The sequence below is a fragment of the Acinetobacter pittii ANC 4050 genome, from assembly GCF_000399685.1.
In the GTDB taxonomy this organism is placed as follows: Bacteria; Pseudomonadota; Gammaproteobacteria; order Pseudomonadales; family Moraxellaceae; genus Acinetobacter; species Acinetobacter pittii_E.
The window spans coordinates 2,052,272-2,071,297 of record NZ_KB976987.1; the positions used below are offsets into that span (position 1 = coordinate 2,052,272).

At 37.8% G+C, this 19,026-nt stretch carries 17 protein-coding genes; 9 read left to right on the forward strand and 8 right to left on the reverse strand.

Translation table 11 applies throughout. The features are described 5' to 3' along the window. Nucleotides 1–19: 19 nt before the first annotated feature. On the reverse strand, nucleotides 20–1,624 hold the full coding sequence (gene aceA / locus F931_RS13480; RefSeq protein WP_016141891.1) for an isocitrate lyase: 1,605 nt from the start codon (nucleotides 1,622–1,624) through the stop codon (nucleotides 20–22). A 587-nt stretch (nucleotides 1,625–2,211) separates the two neighbouring features. On the opposite strand from aceA, the gene nahR reads away from it, so the two are divergent. The 3 genes from nahR (at nucleotide 2,212) to citN (ending at nucleotide 6,556) form a co-directional block, all read left to right on the forward strand. Beyond that, nucleotides 2,212–3,201, forward strand: a complete 990-nt coding sequence (gene nahR / locus F931_RS13485) for a LysR family transcriptional regulator (protein WP_004703082.1) — start codon at nucleotides 2,212–2,214, stop codon at nucleotides 3,199–3,201. Nucleotides 3,202–3,324: 123 nt separating this feature from the next. Further along, nucleotides 3,325–4,650 carry a polyamine export protein PaeA gene (gene ytfL, locus F931_RS13490; protein WP_016141892.1) on the forward strand — a complete coding sequence of 442 codons (1,326 nt, stop codon included), beginning with the start codon at nucleotides 3,325–3,327 and terminating at the stop codon, nucleotides 4,648–4,650. Nucleotides 4,651–5,218: 568 nt separating this feature from the next. Next, nucleotides 5,219–6,556, forward strand: coding sequence for a CitMHS family transporter (gene citN, locus F931_RS13495; RefSeq protein ID WP_016141893.1), 1,338 nt, complete (start codon nucleotides 5,219–5,221; stop codon nucleotides 6,554–6,556). 39 nt (nucleotides 6,557–6,595) lie between these two features. Here citN and F931_RS13500 read toward each other — a convergent pair whose 3' ends face one another. Then, the gene (locus tag F931_RS13500; protein WP_016141894.1) at nucleotides 6,596–7,108 is read right to left on the reverse strand and encodes a hypothetical protein; all 513 of its coding nucleotides are present in this window, start codon (nucleotides 7,106–7,108) and stop codon (nucleotides 6,596–6,598) included. Between the two features lie 221 nt (nucleotides 7,109–7,329). Here F931_RS13500 and F931_RS13505 point away from each other — a divergent pair, with 221 nt between their 5' ends. Further along, entirely contained in the window at nucleotides 7,330–7,878 is a 549-nt protein-coding gene (locus tag F931_RS13505; protein WP_016141895.1) for a DUF2239 family protein, read from the forward strand. 52 nt (nucleotides 7,879–7,930) lie between these two features. On the opposite strand, the gene cysN is transcribed toward F931_RS13505, so the two are convergent. The 5 genes from cysN to lysS form a co-directional block, all read right to left on the reverse strand. Beyond that, nucleotides 7,931–9,544, reverse strand: a complete 1,614-nt coding sequence (gene cysN, locus F931_RS13510; protein WP_016141896.1) for a sulfate adenylyltransferase subunit CysN — start codon at nucleotides 9,542–9,544, stop codon at nucleotides 7,931–7,933. Between the two features lie 30 nt (nucleotides 9,545–9,574). Further along, a complete protein-coding gene (cysD, locus tag F931_RS13515) occupies nucleotides 9,575–10,483 on the reverse strand; it encodes a sulfate adenylyltransferase subunit CysD (protein ID WP_000140408.1) in 909 nt (302 codons plus the stop codon). Beyond that, entirely contained in the window at nucleotides 10,476–10,607 is a 132-nt protein-coding gene (locus F931_RS22115) for a hypothetical protein (RefSeq protein ID WP_080649498.1), read from the reverse strand. The genes cysD and F931_RS22115 overlap by 8 nt, the downstream gene beginning before the upstream one ends. Nucleotides 10,608–10,858: 251 nt before the next feature. After that, complete coding sequence (locus F931_RS13520; protein ID WP_016141898.1) at nucleotides 10,859–12,301, reverse strand: capsule assembly Wzi family protein; 1,443 nt, start codon at nucleotides 12,299–12,301, stop codon at nucleotides 10,859–10,861. A gap of 185 nt (nucleotides 12,302–12,486) precedes the next feature. Continuing rightward, entirely contained in the window at nucleotides 12,487–14,016 is a 1,530-nt protein-coding gene (gene lysS / locus F931_RS13525; protein WP_002117806.1) for a lysine--tRNA ligase, read from the reverse strand. Nucleotides 14,017–14,272: 256 nt separating this feature from the next. On the opposite strand from lysS, the gene F931_RS13530 reads away from it, so the two are divergent. Then, on the forward strand, nucleotides 14,273–14,761 hold the full coding sequence (locus tag F931_RS13530; RefSeq protein WP_016141899.1) for a YqiA/YcfP family alpha/beta fold hydrolase: 489 nt from the start codon (nucleotides 14,273–14,275) through the stop codon (nucleotides 14,759–14,761). A 15-nt stretch (nucleotides 14,762–14,776) separates the two neighbouring features. Here the strand turns inward: F931_RS13530 and F931_RS13535 are convergent, their stop codons facing one another. Then, nucleotides 14,777–15,217, reverse strand: a complete 441-nt coding sequence (locus F931_RS13535) for an SRPBCC family protein (protein WP_016141900.1) — start codon at nucleotides 15,215–15,217, stop codon at nucleotides 14,777–14,779. A gap of 445 nt (nucleotides 15,218–15,662) precedes the next feature. Between F931_RS13535 and rubA the strand changes: the two genes are divergently transcribed. The 4 genes from rubA (at nucleotide 15,663) to oxyR (ending at nucleotide 19,015) form a co-directional block, all read left to right on the forward strand. Continuing rightward, the gene (gene rubA / locus F931_RS13540) at nucleotides 15,663–15,827 is read left to right on the forward strand and encodes a rubredoxin RubA (protein WP_000760495.1); all 165 of its coding nucleotides are present in this window, start codon (nucleotides 15,663–15,665) and stop codon (nucleotides 15,825–15,827) included. Nucleotides 15,828–15,921: 94 nt separating this feature from the next. Beyond that, nucleotides 15,922–17,103: a rubredoxin reductase RubB gene (gene rubB / locus F931_RS13545; RefSeq protein ID WP_016141901.1), complete on the forward strand. Its 1,182-nt coding sequence runs from the start codon at nucleotides 15,922–15,924 to the stop codon at nucleotides 17,101–17,103. Nucleotides 17,104–17,155: 52 nt separating this feature from the next. Next, on the forward strand, nucleotides 17,156–18,100 hold the full coding sequence (estB, locus tag F931_RS13550) for an esterase EstB (protein ID WP_016141902.1): 945 nt from the start codon (nucleotides 17,156–17,158) through the stop codon (nucleotides 18,098–18,100). A gap of 6 nt (nucleotides 18,101–18,106) precedes the next feature. Then, nucleotides 18,107–19,015: a LysR family transcriptional regulator OxyR gene (oxyR, locus tag F931_RS13555; protein ID WP_016141903.1), complete on the forward strand. Its 909-nt coding sequence runs from the start codon at nucleotides 18,107–18,109 to the stop codon at nucleotides 19,013–19,015. Nucleotides 19,016–19,026: the final 11 nt, after the last annotated feature.

The window sequence follows — 19,026 nt, forward strand, 5'->3', positions numbered from 1 at the left end:
TTTTTTGATGAATCAATTCTTAGTGAGCAGCGAATTGGTTCATTGTGTTTTTAGCATCGTCATGCGCTTTAAGAGCGTTGTCACCAGAGAAGATTTCTTTGTGATCATCACCGATGTCAGAACCCGCCATTGCTTGGTGTTTAACACAAGCGATGCCACCGCGGATTTCTTTACGTTGTACGCCAGCAACATAAGCCAACATACCTTCAGAACCGAAGTAACCTTGTGCAAGCTCATGAGTAGAAAGAGCCGCAGTGTGGTAAGTCGGAAGTGTGATCAAGTGATGGAACACACCTGCTTCGCGAGAAGCATCTGCTTGGAAAGTACGGATCTTGTCATCAGCATCAGCAGCTAATTCAGTGTTGTCATATTCAGCACTCATTAATTTAGCGCGGTCATATGCAGAAACGTCTTTACCTTCAGCAACCCAACGGTCGTAAGCTTGTTGACGGAAGTTTAAAGTCCAGTTGAATGATGGGCTGTTGTTATAAACAAGCTTAGCATTTGGAACAACTTCTTTAACACGGTTAACCATGTGTGCGATTTCTTCTACGTTTGGAGTCGCAGTTTCGATCCAAAGAAGGTCAGCACCATTTTGAAGGCTAGATACACAGTCAAGTACAACACGGTCAATTTGAGTGTCAGCACGGAACTGATATAAACCAGAAGGTAAACGCTTAGGACGGTGTAATTTACCATCACGCTTGATTAAGATTTCGTCTTCTTGAGCATCAGCGATGTCAATTTCTTGAGTATCTAAGTAGCTGATGTATTGAGAAGCAATGTCACCTGGCTCTTTAACCACTGGGATTTTTTGAGTCAAGTCAGCGCCTTCAGAGTCAGTACGTGCAACGATGATACCGTCATCAACACCCATTTCTAAGAATGCATAACGTAATGCATGGATCTTAGCGATGAAGTCTTCGTGTGGAACAGTTACTTTACCAGCTTGGTGACCACATTGTTTAGCATCAGATACTTGGTTTTCGATTTGAAGCGCACAAGCACCAGCTTCGATCATTTTCTTAGCAAGTAAGTAAGTTGCTTCTTCGTTACCGAAACCAGCATCGATGTCCGCAATAATTGGCACAACGTGAGTTTCAAAGTTGTCAATTTGAGCTGTGATTTCAGCTGCTTTAGCAGTATCACCAGCTTCTTGTGCTTTCTTAAGTGCACGGAATAAATCGTTTAATTCTTTTGCGTCAGCTTGACGTAAGAAAGTGTAGATTTCTTCGATCAATGCAGGAACAGAAGTTTTCTCGTGCATAGATTGGTCAGGAAGTGGACCAAATTCAGAACGAAGAGCAGCAACCATCCAACCAGAAAGGTAGATATAACGTTTGCTTGTAGTACCGAAATATTTTTTGTTCGCAATCATTTTTTGTTGTGCGATGAAACCATGCCAGCAACCTAATGATTGAGTGTATTTGCTTGAGTCAGCATCGTATTCAGCCATATCACGACGCATAATCGCAGCTGTATACTTAGCAATATCTAAACCAGTTTTGAAACGGTTTTGAAGTTGCATACGAGCAGCATCTTCTGGGCTAATGTCTGCCCAAGTGTTGCCGAATTTTGCTTTTAATTGACGTACTGCATCAATCGCTGTTTGATATGTAGTCATGATATTGTCCTGTATTCATTTTAGGATTTCATCGATCGAAGCCTAGAGTCACGTTACTTAAATTTCTTATGACACCAGCTGCTTCATCATGAGCACAGCTTAGACTTAGCCAATCAATTAATCCAATATCCTTTGTTAATCTTCAGTATTTATTTAAAAAATATACCAATAAATCGATATTATAGATAAAACCAAAAACCTTAACACTCTGTTTATAAAAATAAAATTATCCTAAAGGAGTATAGAGTTTTATTCTAAAAACTTAGTAAGTCTTATTTTTATACAATTTTTGGAGATTTTCCACTCATTTTTAAATCTAAAAGTCAATTGTAAATTAGGCTATTTTTGCCAATGTAAAAAGTCAATTGATATGCTAGAAATTGAAGATATCTTCATAAATAAAGTGAATTTATATTTATTGACTTTGAAATAAGACAAATACAATAAACATATGGCCTTAAAGCCCTTCTCTCTCCTACTTAATTCCTACAAAAAATGTCGCTTTTCTCATCATTTTTTCACACAATAGTTATTAAATATGGCATAATTTGAAACAATTTCAGGGTTTTATTTTCGGTATTTTTTTTATGAATCTGGAGCGAGTAGATCTTAATCTATTAATATATCTTGATGTACTTCTTCGTGAAAAAAATGTTACACGCGCAGCCGAACAGCTTGGGGTAACTCAGCCTGCAATGAGTAATATTTTACGTCGTTTACGTAATTTATTTAATGATCCGCTTCTTATTCGTTCTTCTGAAGGGATGACTCCAACAGAACGTGCACTTGAATTACAACCTCGTATTCGTGATGCCCTTTCTGATCTTTCCATGATTTTGGAACCCCGCACCGAATTCCGCCCTTATACCAGTAACCGCGTTTTCCGCATTATGACATCTGACTATGCCGAGGCAACTTTAGTCCCGCGCCTTGTCAAAGCTCTACGCTCTGAAGCTCCAAATGTTGTACTCGACTTTCTTACACCAAGTGATGTGTCTTATAGAGATATGGAACAAGGTAAAGTTGATCTTGCGATTAATAGATTTAATGAAATACCGCAAAGTTTCCACCAAGTTTTAGTTTGGCGTGATAGTTTCAGCTGTATTCTTAACGACAAACACCCTGCTGTAACTCATTTGAACCTAAAAAGTTATTTAGATGCACAACATATCTGGGTTTCTAAAACAGGTATGGGCGTAGGTTTTGGTGTAAATCCAGACAAACAAGGCGGTTTAGGCTGGATTGATCAGGCATTAGAACGTATTGGTCAACGTCGTAAAATTTCTGTATTTACCCGTCACTACCAAATGCCGGCATTACTTGCTCAAAATGTTGACTTGATTGCCACCCTTCCAACTCGGATGGCGCGCCTACAAACTCAAAATCCTAAACTGGTTATAAAGGATCCTCCTTTTTATATTCCAGAATTTGAACTCAAAATGGCTTGGTGTCCGTTATTACATCATCATCCTGCTCATCGCTGGTTGCGCCAACTTATTTTATTTGTTGCTCGTCAAATGATTGAAGAAGAAAACCGTGAATTTCTAACCAACAATTCACAATTTTCTCACTATTAAATAAATTTTAATTTAATTGTCGATTTTAGACATTATCTTCAAGCGCTGAGCAATCAATCTGATTACCTCAGCGCTTTTTTGTGTTAAAACATAGTCATAATAATGATGAACCTCGGGTGATTTGTGAGTCTCTTTCAAAATATCATTATCATCGCACTGCTCATCATCGCAGCAGGCTTTTTATCTTTAACTGAAATTGCCTTGGCTGGTGCCAGAAAAGTAAAGTTAAAGATTTTAGCCGAAGCTGGCGAAGAACGTGCCCAACAAGTACTTGATCTACAAGAACAATCTGCTGACTTTTTTGCAGCTTCTCAAATTGGCCTAAATGCTGTTGCAATTTTAGGCGGTATTTTAGGTGAAGCTGCTTTTCGTCCCTTTTTTGTCACATTAGTTGACCGTTTTTATGAAGGTCCTTGGACACAGACCATTGGTTTTGCCCTCTCCTTCACCTTAGTAACTTCTCTATTTATTTTATTCGCCGATCTCATGCCAAAGCGCCTGGCCATGATTGCACCTGAAAAAATTGCGATTAGCGTTATCAACCCAATTCAAGTTTTTATTAAGGTGTGTAAGCCCTTAGCTTGGGGAATAAATGCAATTGCCAACTTGCTATTTCGTTTGTTTAAAGTGAATACAACACGAGAAGATAATATTACTTTTGATGATATTTCAGCAGTTATGGATGCAGGTGCACAAGCTGGCGTACTTCAAAAACAAGAACATCACTTTATTGAGAACGTTTTTGAACTAGAAGAACGTACTGTACCATCAAGCATGACTACACGCGAAAACGTCGTTTATTTCACCTTAAATGAACATGAAGACAGTATTCGTCAAAAATTAGCAGAATATCCTTATTCAAAATTTTTAGTATGTAATGAAAATATTGATCAGGTCATTGGTTATGTTGATGCTAAAGATTTCTTGGTGCGTATTCTAAACAATCAATCTCCAACACAATTGAATGAAACAACCATTCGTACTGTCCTGATGATTCCTGACACCCTAACTCTCTCGGAATTACTTGATCGTTTCCGCTCTACAAAAGAGAAATTTGCGGTAGTCATAAATGAATATGCACTCGTTGTAGGGGTAATCACCTTGAGTGACATTATGATTACAGTTATGGGGGATTGGGTTACTCCTATCGAAGAAGAGCAACAAATCATTAAACGTGATAATAACTCTTGGTTAATTGATGGCAGCACACCGATTGATGACCTAAGACATGCACTTGAAATTGATGAAATGCCTGATGAAGAAAATTATGAGACGCTTGCAGGCTTCATGATGTATCGCTTACGCAAAATTCCACGTCCAGCAGATTTTGTAGAATTTGGTGGATATAAATTTGAAGTTGTCGATGTTGACCATTTTAAAATTGACCAACTCCTTGTTACTCGAATTTTAGAACAAGCCGAAGTACACTCATCAATTGATGAAAATTAAATTATATTAATTTAAATACCCCATGATTTTAGATGGGGTATTTTTTTAATCTAAATAAATTTTTTAAATATATGTAATAATTATTTTAGATCTATTTATTCAATTTGCTCTTTTAATTTAAAAGTATTATTATTTTACTTAACACCCTTATTAAAGCTTAAATACTGAAAAATAATAGAATAATCTATACATCTCAATGACTACAAAAAGATTAAGTCCCCTTTATATTGTAAATAAGCTTGTATATCTTGACTTAAAGTATAGTTTTAAATGGTTCTTCTTCTCATTTCACTCATCAAAACATATATAATTAAAAAAAATGCCATATAATTTTTATTTTTATATTACCTTTATGTCATTTTATAATAGTATTTATTTATTATAATACCATTATAATGTTAATATATATGTTCAGTATTTCGCCTATATATACCCTTTTAAATGAATATATATTAACCAAATAAACTAAATATATTATTTGTCTTTTTAATAAAAATTAATAAGAATAACCAAGGTCAGAGTTTTGAATAAACTTGTTCAGTAAAACTATAGGCAAAGGATTGATTGTATGCTGACATTACTTGGTGTTGGCATGATTTTGTGCTTCATGTACTTAATCATGTCCAAACGTTTAAGCCCTATTATTGCTTTAATTCTCATCCCATTTATTTTTTCTCTCATTGCCTGGGGCCTAGGTCATTATTTTGAAAGTTTGAGTCATATTGAACTCAAAGGTCTCAGTGAGATGATGCTTGATGGCATCAAAAAATTAGCGCCAACTGGCGTAATGCTTTTATTCGCAATTTTATATTTTGCCTTAATGATCGATGCAGGTCTCTTCGATCCACCAGTCAAATGGATTTTGAAAAAAGTTAAAGGTGATCCTTTAAAAATTACATTAGGAACCGTGTTCTTAACCACCATGGTTTCTTTAGATGGTGATGGTTCAACCACCTATATGATTTGTGTGGCAGCAATGCTTCCACTTTATCAACGTTTAGGGATGAACACCCTAATCATGACAGCTCTTATGCTACTCTGTAGTGGTGTGATGAACTTAACGCCATGGGGTGGTCCGACTGCTCGTGCTGCGAGTGCCCTTCAAGTTGATCCGAGCCATATTTTCGTACCAATGATCCTTCCTATGGTTATTAGTATTGGCTGGTTATTCTTCTTGGCATACCTATATGGTCGCTATGAACAAAAACGTTTAGGTGTGATTGAGCTTGAAACTCATCATGGTGACAATATTACAGTATCTAAAGATCCTGAAGCGACGCGCCCACATTTACGTAAAGTGAATATGGTGTTGACCATTATTCTCATGATTGCATTAATCAAAGGCATTTTGCCGATGTCAGTGTTATTCATGCTAGCGTTCTGTATTGCAATGCTCATTAACTACCCTAATGTTGATATGCAGAAAAAACGTATTGCAATGCATGCAGATAGCGTTTTAGCTGTGGTAGGCTTAATTTTCGCTGCGGGTATTTTCACAGGTATTTTATCTGGTACAGGTATGGTTGAGGCGATGTCTAAAGAGTTCGTCGCAATGATTCCTCCAAGTATGGGTCCATACCTTGCACCGATCACTGCTTTAGTCAGCATGCCATTGACCTTCTTTATGTCAAATGATGCATTCTTCTATGGTGTACTACCAATTCTTGCTGAAGCTGCTTCACATTATGGTATTAGTGCAGAAGCGATTGCTCGTGCATCAATTGTAGGTCAACCTGTACACTTGCTATCACCTCTTGTTCCATCAACCTATTTGTTATGTGGTCTTGCTAAAGTCGATTTTGCCGACCATCAAAAGTTCACTTTAAAGTGGGCATTCATAACTTGTATGGTATTAATGGGTACTGCTTTAGTGATTGGTGTTTTCCCACTCTTTAGCACGCTTTAATTATTCATATGCAATAAAAAGCCCCAAACGGGGCTTTTTTTATTTCTGTACATATTCAATTAAGTGATCTAACACAATGTGAAAATGCAAGGTAATGTCTTCTTCTAAAATTTTATAAGCATTATCAAACTGAACCATTGGCCAACCTTCTTTCCAAAATGGAAAAATATTGTGTAGACCTTCAGTCACGATCGCATCTTCACGACTAATCGCTTGAGCAACTTGAGCTAAAACCTGAGCGGTTTCTGCACCATCAATAGCTAAATAATCAATACCACGTGCTTTAAAAATACGGATACGGTCTTTTTTATAACGAATCTTTTTTGCCTGACCTGAATTCAAGCCTAATGCCAGCGTAGCAGCTTCTACAAACTTTTCTTCAAAGTTTGCATTCAATGCAACTAAAGCCTGTTTATGTGCTTCTTGACGCCCAGCTTTCCCCCCATTACGGATAATCTCATTTGCTTCCGTATCCAGCTTATCTTTTTTCATAGACTGTAAAATGTCTAAAATTTCGATATCGCTTAAAGATTCAGGAGATTGCTCAATCATGGGAGTCCTAATACACAAAAATAAAAAAACATTGTCTCATAAAAGCGATATCAAAGCAGAATAAAATTTTAAATAGCCTATTATCTTGACTATTTTTATAGTTCTAACTTCATAGACTACACTCATAAAATCAAATAATTCTTTGGTTATAATTTTATTATTTGCCAAATTAATTTTACCCTGATAATATTATTTTACCCAGATAAAAATATACGGCTAAAATGAATACTAAAATCACCTATACTGCTTTTAGTGGAAGCACGCTTATTGCGAGTGACTCCCTAATTGAACTTGCAAAAAAACTTAAAGATCTTCCGAAAACAATGGAAAATATTCTGATTTTTAATGATCAAACAGGTCAACAAATTGATCTTGATCTTTCTGGTTCGGAACAAGAATTTCAACAGCGTTATGCTGAACCGGAAGAAATTAAAAAAGTTGGACGACCTAAACTTGGAGTAATTTCGCGTGAAATCACTTTACAGAAAAAACATTGGGATTGGTTGGATCAACAAAGTGCGAGTGCATCAGCAATAATTCGCAAGTTAATTGATAAAGAATTAAATAACCCAAATTCTGAAGGTAATATTATGCTCGCTAAACAAGCCATCGACCGTTTTATGTCTGCTATGTTGGGTAATATGCCAAATTATGAGGAAGCAACACGCGCCTTATACCAAGGTGAGCGAGATGTATTTTTAAAGATGATTCAGAGCTATCCTAAAGATTTGAGAGAATATTTAACTTTAAAAACTCAAAATATTTTCTAAACCCAATAAAAAAACCCGCTTACGCGGGTTTTTTCAAAATCAATTCAGTCTATTAAAGACGGACTAATTCCACAACTTTTTCAACTGCTTCTTCAACGGTTTCAGCAGTAACTTCTGTATCTGTGCCATCCACAGCCGTAGTGATAACCACAACACCTGTCTCACGCAATAACGTGATTTGCTCAGCAGTTAAGTTGGCTTTTGCAATCGCAACTACACCTTGTTGGATCAATAAACTTTCTAAAACTTGAGCTTTCTCGATTAATTGTGCAGAAATCCCAATCACCGCAGGTTTTTGACCTAAACGCGCAGCACGATCTTCAGCTGTTACAGGATTGCTATGCGCAGTCCATTCAACAGCTGCTTCAACCATACCCGCACCAACAGTCACGTTGCTTAAGCGATCAATAAAGATGAATGAGCCTGTATAACGAGAATCTTGATATTGATCAAATACAACCGGCGCATCAAACTCAACCACAACATCTGCAATTGCATTTAACTCAAGCTCTTCAACGTGAGTATGTTCAAGCGTATTCACATTCACACGATAGTGAATATTAGTGACTTTGGCAGGAACAGTCTGAGTACCAATCTTAACGTTGTACAACTTACCTTTCACCAGCGGATGTTCATTCATCCATACCACTGAAGCGCGAACACTACGCGAAATTAATGGTTGCTCGCCAGCACGTACCAAAACGTTACCACGGCTAATATCAATTTCATCATTCAACGTTAATGTAACCGCTTGACCTGCTACAGCTTGCTCAAGGTTTCCATCAAAAGTAACGATTTCTTTAACTGTTGAACGCTTACCTGATGGAAGTGCAACAATCTCATCACCAACGTTGATTTCACCTAAAGCAATCGTACCCGCAAAACCACGGAAATCGAGGTTTGGGCGATTTACATACTGAACCGGGAAACGGAATTCGTGTTTATTCGATTCACGACTAATTTCCACCGATTCAAGAATGCTCATCAAGGTTTGACCTTTGTACCAAGGCGTATGAGCTGATGGATTTACAACGTTATCGCCATTTAAAGCAGAAATTGGTACAAACTGAATATTGGCTGGACGACGATCGCCCAACTGGCTTACGAAAGCATCATATTCAATCTGAATTTCAGTGAAACGTTCAGGTGAATATTCAACTAAGTCCATTTTATTAATGGCCACAACAATATTCTTAATACCCAGTAAACTTGCAATAAACGTATGACGACGAGTTTGAGTTTGCACACCATAACGCGCATCAATCAAGATAATTGCAAGATCAGCAGTTGACGCACCTGTTGCCATGTTACGTGTATATTGTTCATGCCCTGGGGTATCAGCAATAATAAACTTACGCTTTTCTGTTGAGAAATAACGGTAAGCTACGTCAATGGTAATACCTTGTTCACGTTCTGCTTGCAGGCCATCTACCAGTAATGCCAAATCTGGTGCATCACCCGTAGTTCCTACTTTTTTACTGTCACGTGTTACCGCTTGCAATTGATCTTCATAAATCAATTTTGAATCGTAAAGTAAACGCCCAATAAGCGTACTTTTACCATCATCTACGTTACCGCAAGTCAAAAAGCGTAGAAGGTCTTTTTGTTCGTGTTGCTTTAAATAGGCCAAGATATCTTGACTGATTAATTCTGATTGATGAGACATTGCTCAAACTCCACAAATTTAGAAATTGTCTTAGAAATAGCCTTCTTGCTTTTTCTTTTCCATTGAGCCCGCTTCATCATGGTCAATCATACGACCTTGACGCTCAGAACTCGTGGCTAAAAGCATCTCTTGGATAATTTCAGGTAACGTATCTGCTTCAGACTCAACTGCACCAGTCAATGGATAACAGCCAAGCGTACGGAAACGTACAGACTTCATCTGTGGAACTTCACCCTCTTTTAAACGCATACGTTCATCATCAACCATGATTAACGTACCGCTACGCTCTACTACTGGACGAACAGCAGAGAAATAAAGAGGAACGATTTGAATATTTTCTAAATAGATATATTGCCAGATATCTAACTCAGTCCAGTTAGATAAAGGGAATACACGAATACTTTCACCTTTATTCACTTTACCATTGTAAAGGTTCCAAAGTTCAGGACGCTGGTTTTTAGGGTCCCAACGGTGTTTACTATCACGGAATGAATACACACGCTCTTTCGCACGTGATTTTTCTTCATCACGGCGCGCACCACCAAAAGCAGCATCAAATTGATATTTATCCAAAGCCTGTTTTAAAGCTTGGGTTTTCATGATATCGGTATATTTTGAACTACCATGATCAAATGGGTTGATTCCTGCTTCACGACCTTCTTTGTTCTGATGAACAATTAAGTCAAAACCATGAGTTTTTGCCATGTTATCGCGAAACGCGATCATGTCTTTAAACTTCCAGCCCGTATCTACATGTAATAATGGGAATGGAAGTTTAGCCGGATAAAATGCTTTTAAAGCAAGATGAAGCATAACAGCCGAGTCTTTACCAATCGAGTAAAGCATGACTGGGTTTTCAAATTCCGCAGCAACCTCACGAATAATGTGAATACTTTCAGCTTCAAGTTGCTTGAGATGTGTGAGTCTTGATTCAGTCATGAACACGTCCTTCTCTATCCATTTTGCCCATAAAATCTAGAAGCGGTATTAAACCACCACCTAGAAGACCATGTGGAGGAACGAGTGCCATAACAACTCCAATTTTTCGTGATAAATAATCCAACCACAAGCCTTTATATGGCTTATAGCATTAGTTATGCATTATAGTGATTTAAAACCGATTCCTTTTGCTTGTTTTTTCATATTGATATTCGATTTAATCATATACATATAATATGCTGATTCACTTGCATAACTTCACAATCGTAGCTTGCGCAATTAACTTAAGCAAATTACGTTCTAGGCTTTATTTTCTCTAAAAAATCATAAAAAAAGAGAAGCATTAAAGCTTCTCTTTTTAAACATAATTTAATCTTAGAAACCAAACATTTTACGTTCTAATGGAATTTCAATACCGATAGAGGCACCTGCATCATTGCCTTCCAAATCAGAATCACTTACCCAACCATTAATTTTTAATGGAAGATCAGGTTTGATGAAATGTGTCCAAGTTAAATCAAGTGCTTTAATTTCATCATCTTTAGGAAATACTTTATTGATTGCCAAATTAGATTGGTTAACTTTAACTACCATAGCACGACCACTTAAACGGTTCATGACATCAAAGCGGATATCACCACCCACTGAATACATTTGTCCGTCACCCCCCATCGCGTGTCCTAACGGGAAACCATGTTGATAATAACCATCTTTATAAATGTAATGATTATAAGAAATGCCTTTTACATCACCATTGGTTCGTGTGTCAGCCCATTCCGCATAAAGTTGATATGGCATGTCATTATAGCTTGATGAATAATCCACACCAGCTAAGTACATTTTCTTAGAAGGAAGTAGTCCAGCTTCATCTTCACCTACATATTGACCATAAATGCCAACAGGGGTATTTATAAGAGATTGTAGATTTAAACGAGCATCAAAACCTGCGATTTGGTTAGATCTATCTTCAGCTGCGTCATAAACATTATCATTACCCTTGATCGCATTCCATAAAGAATCCCAACTTTCAGAGCGCCCTTCACCACCCCATTGTAAAGTTCGAGAAGCACCTAGCTCTAAATAGGGTAATGGCTGTGCAGTTATGCGTAGACCTAATAATTTAGCATCTGGAATTGCTTTATAATCATCTAATTGACCAGCAAATGCTTGATATTGCCAAGGTCCAATCCAAGACAACCATTTTGTTTCAAAAGCATTTTGTACAGCACGTTGTGCAGTCACACCATAAACTGGGCGACTCGCATCACCACGAATTAAGCTGCCATCGTGTCCTGGTCCCCACCATGTTGGAATTTGACCTGCAACTACCCACTGATTCCAAAGTTTACCAGCGACATATGAACCTTCAACATTAACGTCTTGTCCATTATCAATTTGCGGATCTTTTTCTGCATTTACACGGATTTTTGCATCCCAGTTTTCGCCACCGGCATTAAACTCTAACGAACCTTGATATTGAGCTTTTTGATTATCACCAAATGCTTGAGGAATATTTTTTATATCAGTTTCAGCAAAAGCACCCACTTTAACTGTGCTGTTATCTGCTTTTAATGCATTAAGAACTGAGTTAATAACTTTTTGTTGAGCTGGATGAGATACTTTTGCCTGAGAAAGTGCTCGCTGTATTTCATCACCACTTAATGGCCAAGTTGAGGTGCTGATATTAATAACACCTTGTTGGTTCAACCAATTTAAGTCAGTACGTAAGTCTTCATTATTTAGCACTAAACCTTGTGCAAAAATAGCGGATGAAGCGGTTGCCAATATTGCGATCGAAAGTGTTCTTTTTAGAAACATGCCAGCACAATTCTCAAAGTTATTTATGAGCAACACCTTAAATTTTTTATCACAAATTTGCAATTGTTAAACTGTGCAATTACATTTTTTAACGCTATTTTAAGATACGTATAAGTAGGTAAGTTTCTAGATATAAATGGTAATAAAAAAGGCAGTATAAATACTGCCTTTTGTACCTCAGAAGATTAACCTTCTTTACGGCGCATATGCGGGAATAAAATTACATCGCGGATACTTGGGGCGTCAGCAAATAACATAACCAAACGGTCGATACCGATACCTTCACCTGCTGTTGGAGGTAAACCATATTCAAGCGCTTCTACAAACTCTGCATCATAATGCATTGCTTCATCATCACCTGCGTCTTTTTCCGCTACCTGAGCTTGGAAACGTTCAGCCTGATCAATCGGATCATTTAACTCGCTAAAGCCATTTGCTAATTCACGACCACCAATGAAGAATTCAAAACGATCTGTAACATGTGGATTGTCATCATTACGGCGAGCCAATGGAGAAGTTTCCGCTGGATAATCAGTAATAAATGTTGGTTGACGAAGTTTAGTCTCAACAGTTTCCTCAAATACGATCGTTTGAAGCTTACCTAAACCAAAACCAGGCTTAACTTCTTCTTTCAACTCTTCACGGATAAATTTTGCAAGAAACTCGCGGTCACCTACATTTTCAGGCGTGAACTGCGGATTATTCTCTAAGATCGCATCGAACATAGAGATTTTCTTGAATGGACCTTTAAAGCTAAACACTTCACCTTGATAAGGAACATCAGTTGTACCTAGAATATCCAAAGCCAACTTTTCAAGCATATTTTCAGTCAATGCCATTAAGTCTTTATAATCAGCATATGCCTGATAAAACTCGATCATCGTAAATTCAGGGTTATGACGTGTTGATACCCCTTCATTACGGAAGTTACGGTTGATTTCAAAAACACGTTCGAAACCACCAACAACCAAACGCTTCAAATAAAGCTCAGGTGCAATACGCAAGAATAAAGGCATATCCAAAGCATTATGATGTGTTTCGAATGGACGTGCAGAAGCCCCACCTGGAATCACATGCATCATTGGCGTTTCAACTTCCATGAAACGTTCGTTGTTTAAAAATGCTCGAATACCTGCAACAACTTTGGCACGAATTTCAAAAGTTTTACGTGTTTCTTCATTCACAATTAAGTCAAGGTAACGTTTACGGTACTTAACTTCTGTGTCATTTAAGCCATGAAATTTATCTGGTAACGGACGAAGAGATTTTGTAAGCAGTTCAAAACCTTCAAGGTGAACATATAAGTCCCCTTTGCCTGAACGTCCGATATAACCTTCGGCAGCAATGATGTCACCAAGATCCAAACCTTTAATGGTTTCAAGAATATCTTTTGGTAAACCTTTACGGTCAACATATAACTGAATACGACCTGTCATATCTTGGATTACCATGAAAGAACCACGGTTTAACATGACACGACCAGCCACTTTTACATAGACATGCTCAGCGCTTTCAATTTGTTCTTTCGACTGATCTTTAAATTGTTCTTGTAGATCAGCAGCGTAATGTTCACGCTTAAAAGTGTTCGGCCAAGGGCTCTTTCCAGTTTCCTTCGCAACATCTTGGATTTGCTTTAATTTGGCATGACGCTGTGCAATTAAATCGTTTTCGGAAATAGTTGGTTCAGAAGTCGATTGAGCGTTTTGTTGCGTCATCTCTGCCTCGATTAAGTAAAAATGAAGTGGCATAGCTTAACAGATTGCAGGAGTTTTTCGAATGATTTCAATCAAACAAAAATGAAAAAAGACAATTTATGGAAAAGAGCAGTACTTTTTAAAGACAAAATGACTTAGACCAATCGCTAAGATCATTTTTTAAAGCATTTAGTAAAATATAAAAAAATCCAAATAACCTCGATATTCAAAGGCCCTATTTGCCTTTTATTTTATCAATGAGATTGTGTCGTAAATAATGAAAATTCTATTTTTACATGGCTTGGATTCTTCTCGTGAATCGACAAAGTTCCACGCCATTTTGCATCCACATAAGTTTTGTATTGATGTTGACTACCGCAACTTAAGTTATGCGTCTGTTGAGTACTTTTATCATCAAGCTATTCAAACCATCAAACCGGATCTACTGGTTGGCCACAGCCTTGGAGGGTATTGGGCCTTAAAAACTGCCGCTCAACATAAATTAGCTGTGATTGTAGCGAATCCAAGTCTTACGCCGAGTTTTCGATCTGACTACCCTCAACTGTCAGAAGAAGAGCTCACCCTCTCTAATCCTAAAATGGCCTATTTAGAATTAGGAGATGAGCAACTTGATATGTATCAGGTTCAACAAAAACTTGCACCTTACATGAATATTGAAACGTTTGAGGGCGGACATCATCGCTTGGCCTATCCTTCTCGTATCAATGATTTGATTATGAAAATTTATAAAAAATATTTGGCTTAAATTAATGCAGATAGCTTACTTTTCTTCTGCTAATTTCTTGATTACCTCAAAACCTTGAACGAAGCCACTTTTCAACATACCCATATATTCAGGTAAGGTGGCTAATTCGACTTTTAAAGTAGTTACATTATCGTGCTGACTCAAAAAATATTTTTCTAATGAACCACTCCAGCCTTTGACTTCTTCACTTTCTAAATCTTCCTTACCGTCCTTAATCATTCCTAAATGTTTAAAAATCAAGATTTCCGGCTTTTTCACTTCTTCAATAGTGGAAACCATGCCATTGCCTTCGCCATCTAAGAAATAAGTTTTACCACCGATTTGCCAATCGGTACGCATTGACGAATCCGGGGCAAAAAATTTTGTCCAAGCATTATATGTTTCGCTATTCCAAAGTAATCCCCATACTTTCTCTATAGGCGCTTCAATTTCTACTTCGTATTCTAAATTTTCCATATTTTACTTCCCTGAATTATTCCGTTTTATGATGTCGACTTTTAATTTTCGCGTTTAATAATGACATCTGTTGACTTTTTATTTGTTGTTATTTAGCGTTGTTATTATATAAATCTTTTAAATGATCAGGCACTTTTTATTTTTCAGCACGTCCATAAGTAAAAGCAAGTTTAAAATTAACGTTAAGAATGCATTACTTATTATTAGTTTATGTTGAAGTTTTGCCTAAATAACCGCTTATTTGTCCTAACCTGCCATTCATCTTTGCTTACGAATGATTAAACTCCCTTATTTGCTTTACATTAAATGTAGAACTGCGTAAAAATTTGATATCCGATCAAAGGCACATTGGTTATTATTGACCGGATCGTGGTTACATTATTAATAGATGGAATAGTTTTACTGAAAGGCAGCTTTAAGCAAACTTATCAGTGCGGAGAGTCTCATGAAAAAATATCAATGTATCGTTTGTGGATGGATTTACGATGAAGCAGAGGGTTGGCCACAAGACGGCATTGCAGCTGGAACAAAATGGGAAGATATCCCTGATGACTGGACTTGCCCTGATTGCGGCGTTTCAAAAGCTGACTTCGAAATGATCGAAATCTAATGATTTAAATTAAAAGGCCATGATTGACATGGTCTTTTTTACGAATATTACCAATCACCGTATTAAATAAACAATTCTAACTCTGGAGAGAAAAATGCATCCTATCGTCATTATCGGATCAGGCATGGCGGGTTATACCTTAGCACGTGAATTTCGTAAGCTTAGCCCAGAGCAAGAACTTGTGATGATTTGTGCGGATGATGCAGTGAATTATGCAAAACCAACATTATCAAATGCATTTGCAGGTAAAAAAGCACCTGAACAAATTGCTTTAGGTGATGCTGCTAAAATGGGTACTCAACTCAATATGCGTATTGAGCCTTTCACTTTTGTAAAAGAAATTTTAGCTGAACGACATGAGCTTGTTCTTGAGAAAGATGGAGTAACTTCAAATCAACCATATTCAAAATTGATTTTAGCGGTTGGTGCTAACCCAATTCGACTTGCAATTGCGGGTGATGGTAGTGATGACATCCATGTTGTGAACTCACTCATTGATTACCGTGCTTTCCGTGAAAATCTAGCTCAACGTAAAGACAAACGTGTTGTTATTTTAGGTGCTGGTTTAATTGGTTGTGAATTTGCCAATGACTTACTTCACAGTGAATATGACATTACTGTTATTGATTTAGCACCTCAACCATTAGGTCGCTTGTTGCCAAGTCATGTTGCTTCTGCATTCCAGCAAAACCTCGAAGAAGCTGGTGTTAAATTTGCGTTAGGTACAACCGTTGAAAAAGTCAGCAAAATTAATAATGGCGAAGATTATGCAGTTACGCTCGCGAACGGCCAAACTTTAGTTGCTGACATCGTTCTTTCAGCCATTGGATTACAGCCAAATATTTCACTTGCTAAAAGCGCAGATATTCAAACAAGCCGTGGCATTATTACCAATAGTTTGCTTGAAACAAATCAAGCCGATATTTATGCGATTGGCGATTGTGCAGAAGTAAATGGCACCCTACTTCCATATGTAATGCCGATTATGCAGCAGGCTCGTGCTCTTGCTAAAACCCTAAGTGGACAACAAACTGCCGTGCATTACCCTGCTATGCCAGTAGCAGTAAAAACTCCAGCGGCTCCACTTACCGTTTTACCGGCACCAGTTGATGTAGAAGTAAACTGGGAAACAGAAGAGTTCGACGATGGTATGCTTGCTAAAGCAATTGACAATGAAGGAACATTGCGTGGTTTCGTATTGTTAGGTGCAACAGCAGGTAAACAACGCTTAACATTAACAAAGCTTGTTCCAGATCTTATTCCAGCCCAAGCATAAGGTTTGAATCAGGAATACTCTTTTGTGAGTATTCCTTTAAGGAATGAATAACATGAATAGCGCCTTACAGTTTAACGTTTCGCCGTACACATCTTTCATGCAAGAGACCAAAGTCAATTTAGGCAATGGTATTGAACTACATGTAGAAGTGGGTGGAAAGCCGGAACATCCAACCATTTTGCTCATTATGGGTCTTGGGGCTCAAATGCTTTTTTGGCCGGATTTCTTCTGTAAATCACTCATTGACCAAGGTTTTCGTGTTATTCGTTTTGATAACCGTGATATCGGCCTTTCTTCAAAAGTACGTCATGAAGGTAAGCGATTAAATACGGTTAAGTTAATGGGCCGCTTTGCACTCGGGTTAAGTAATCAAGGCGCACCGTATACACTGCATGATATGGCAGATGACGTATCCATGCTCATTGATCGTTTAGGTGTGACTAAAACCCATGTCATTGGCGCATCGATGGGTGGGATGATTGCTCAAATTCTTGCAGCAAAATATCCTGAAAAGGTTGAGAAATTGGGGCTCATGTTTACCAGTAATAATCAGCCTTTTTTACCACCTCCTTTTCCGAAACAACTTTTGAGTTTAATTGGCAAACCCGAGTCACGTGACGAAGATGGTATTGTTAATCACAGTTTAAAATTATTTCAATTGATTGGTTCACCTGGTTACGTCAACCAGATTGAAGCAATGCAAACTGCACGCAAACTTTATCAACGTAGCTATTATCCTGCTGGTGTACTTCAACAGTTTTTAGCAATATTATGTACAGGCTCCTTACTTCAACTGGACCGTGAAATTAAGCAACCCGCATTAGTCTTACATGGCTCTCGTGATCGCTTACTTCCACCTAGTCATGGTAAGGCTGTAGCAAAAGCAATTTCCGGTGCTAAGTTTGAATTAATTGATGGAATGGGGCATGATATCCCTGCACATTTTATTCCACAGCTTAGCGGTTTATTTGCGCATCATTTTAAATCATCATACTAGGACACTATGGCTGCATTACCCTCACTAAGACAGCTATCATATTTAGTTACGTTGTCGGAAACTTTGCATTTTACTGAAGCAGCACGCCGCTCTTTTGTCACGCAATCGACGTTATCAGGCGGCATCATGGAGCTTGAACGATTGTTAGGTGGCGTTCTGGTAGAGCGTGACCGTCAGAATGTGCGTTTAACACCCTTGGGTGAACAAGTCGTTGCTCGTGCCCGTGTACTACTAGCAGATGCTCAAGATTTAATGCGTTTGAGCCGTGAAATGAGTGAACCGTTAACAGGTGATTTGCATTTGGGCGTTATCCCAACCATTGCGCCTTTTATCTTGACACGGTTACTTGATGAAGTGCATCAGCAGTTACCTAAAATTCAATTGCATCTGCATGAAGCTCAAAGTGAAAAAATTGTAGAGCGTCTAGAACACGGTAATCTAGACATGATTGTTCTTGCTCTACCATTTGATACTAGAGGCCTAAAAGTCGCTGAAATCTCGAAAGAAAACTTGTACCTTGTGTGTAGTAAACAAGATGCAAATGCTTTACAAGCAAACTCTTTAGATGATCTTGATTTATCAAGATTAATTTTGCTTGAAGAAGGTCACTGTTTACGTGACCACGTTTTAAGTGCCTGCCCTATCGGTGAACGTAAAAACGACAACCGTTTAAAAGCAAGCTCTTTACCAACTTTGGTTGAAATGGTTTCTTCTGATTTAGGCTTTACGCTTTTACCAGGAATTGCAATTGATAACAGTATGATCAAGTTTAATGATCAAATTACTGCAAAACCAATTGAAGATGCCCCGAGTCGGACTTTAGCGTTAGTTACTCGTAAAAGCACACCGCTACAAAGTGAATTCGATGTGTTACTGCAAATTATGCAGAAAATAACGACAAACTTACATGAATAAAAAAAGGAGTC

Bases quoted from the DNA above. Each gene is read 5' to 3' on its own strand.
- aceA (WP_016141891.1), bottom strand. From the start codon at position 1,624: ATGACTACATATCAAACAGCGATTGATGCAGTACGTCAATTAAAAGCA.
- nahR (WP_004703082.1), top strand. From the start codon at position 2,212: ATGAATCTGGAGCGAGTAGATCTTAATCTATTAATATATCTTGATGTA.
- citN (WP_016141893.1), top strand. From the start codon at position 5,219: ATGCTGACATTACTTGGTGTTGGCATGATTTTGTGCTTCATGTACTTA.
- F931_RS13500 (WP_016141894.1), bottom strand. From the start codon at position 7,108: ATGATTGAGCAATCTCCTGAATCTTTAAGCGATATCGAAATTTTAGAC.
- F931_RS13505 (WP_016141895.1), top strand. From the start codon at position 7,330: ATGAATACTAAAATCACCTATACTGCTTTTAGTGGAAGCACGCTTATT.
- cysN (WP_016141896.1), bottom strand. From the start codon at position 9,544: ATGTCTCATCAATCAGAATTAATCAGTCAAGATATCTTGGCCTATTTA.
- cysD (WP_000140408.1), bottom strand. From the start codon at position 10,483: ATGACTGAATCAAGACTCACACATCTCAAGCAACTTGAAGCTGAAAGT.
- F931_RS13520 (WP_016141898.1), bottom strand. From the start codon at position 12,301: ATGTTTCTAAAAAGAACACTTTCGATCGCAATATTGGCAACCGCTTCA.
- lysS (WP_002117806.1), bottom strand. From the start codon at position 14,016: ATGACGCAACAAAACGCTCAATCGACTTCTGAACCAACTATTTCCGAA.
- F931_RS13530 (WP_016141899.1), top strand. From the start codon at position 14,273: ATGAAAATTCTATTTTTACATGGCTTGGATTCTTCTCGTGAATCGACA.
- F931_RS13535 (WP_016141900.1), bottom strand. From the start codon at position 15,217: ATGGAAAATTTAGAATACGAAGTAGAAATTGAAGCGCCTATAGAGAAA.
- rubA (WP_000760495.1), top strand. From the start codon at position 15,663: ATGAAAAAATATCAATGTATCGTTTGTGGATGGATTTACGATGAAGCA.
- rubB (WP_016141901.1), top strand. From the start codon at position 15,922: ATGCATCCTATCGTCATTATCGGATCAGGCATGGCGGGTTATACCTTA.
- estB (WP_016141902.1), top strand. From the start codon at position 17,156: ATGAATAGCGCCTTACAGTTTAACGTTTCGCCGTACACATCTTTCATG.
- oxyR (WP_016141903.1), top strand. From the start codon at position 18,107: ATGGCTGCATTACCCTCACTAAGACAGCTATCATATTTAGTTACGTTG.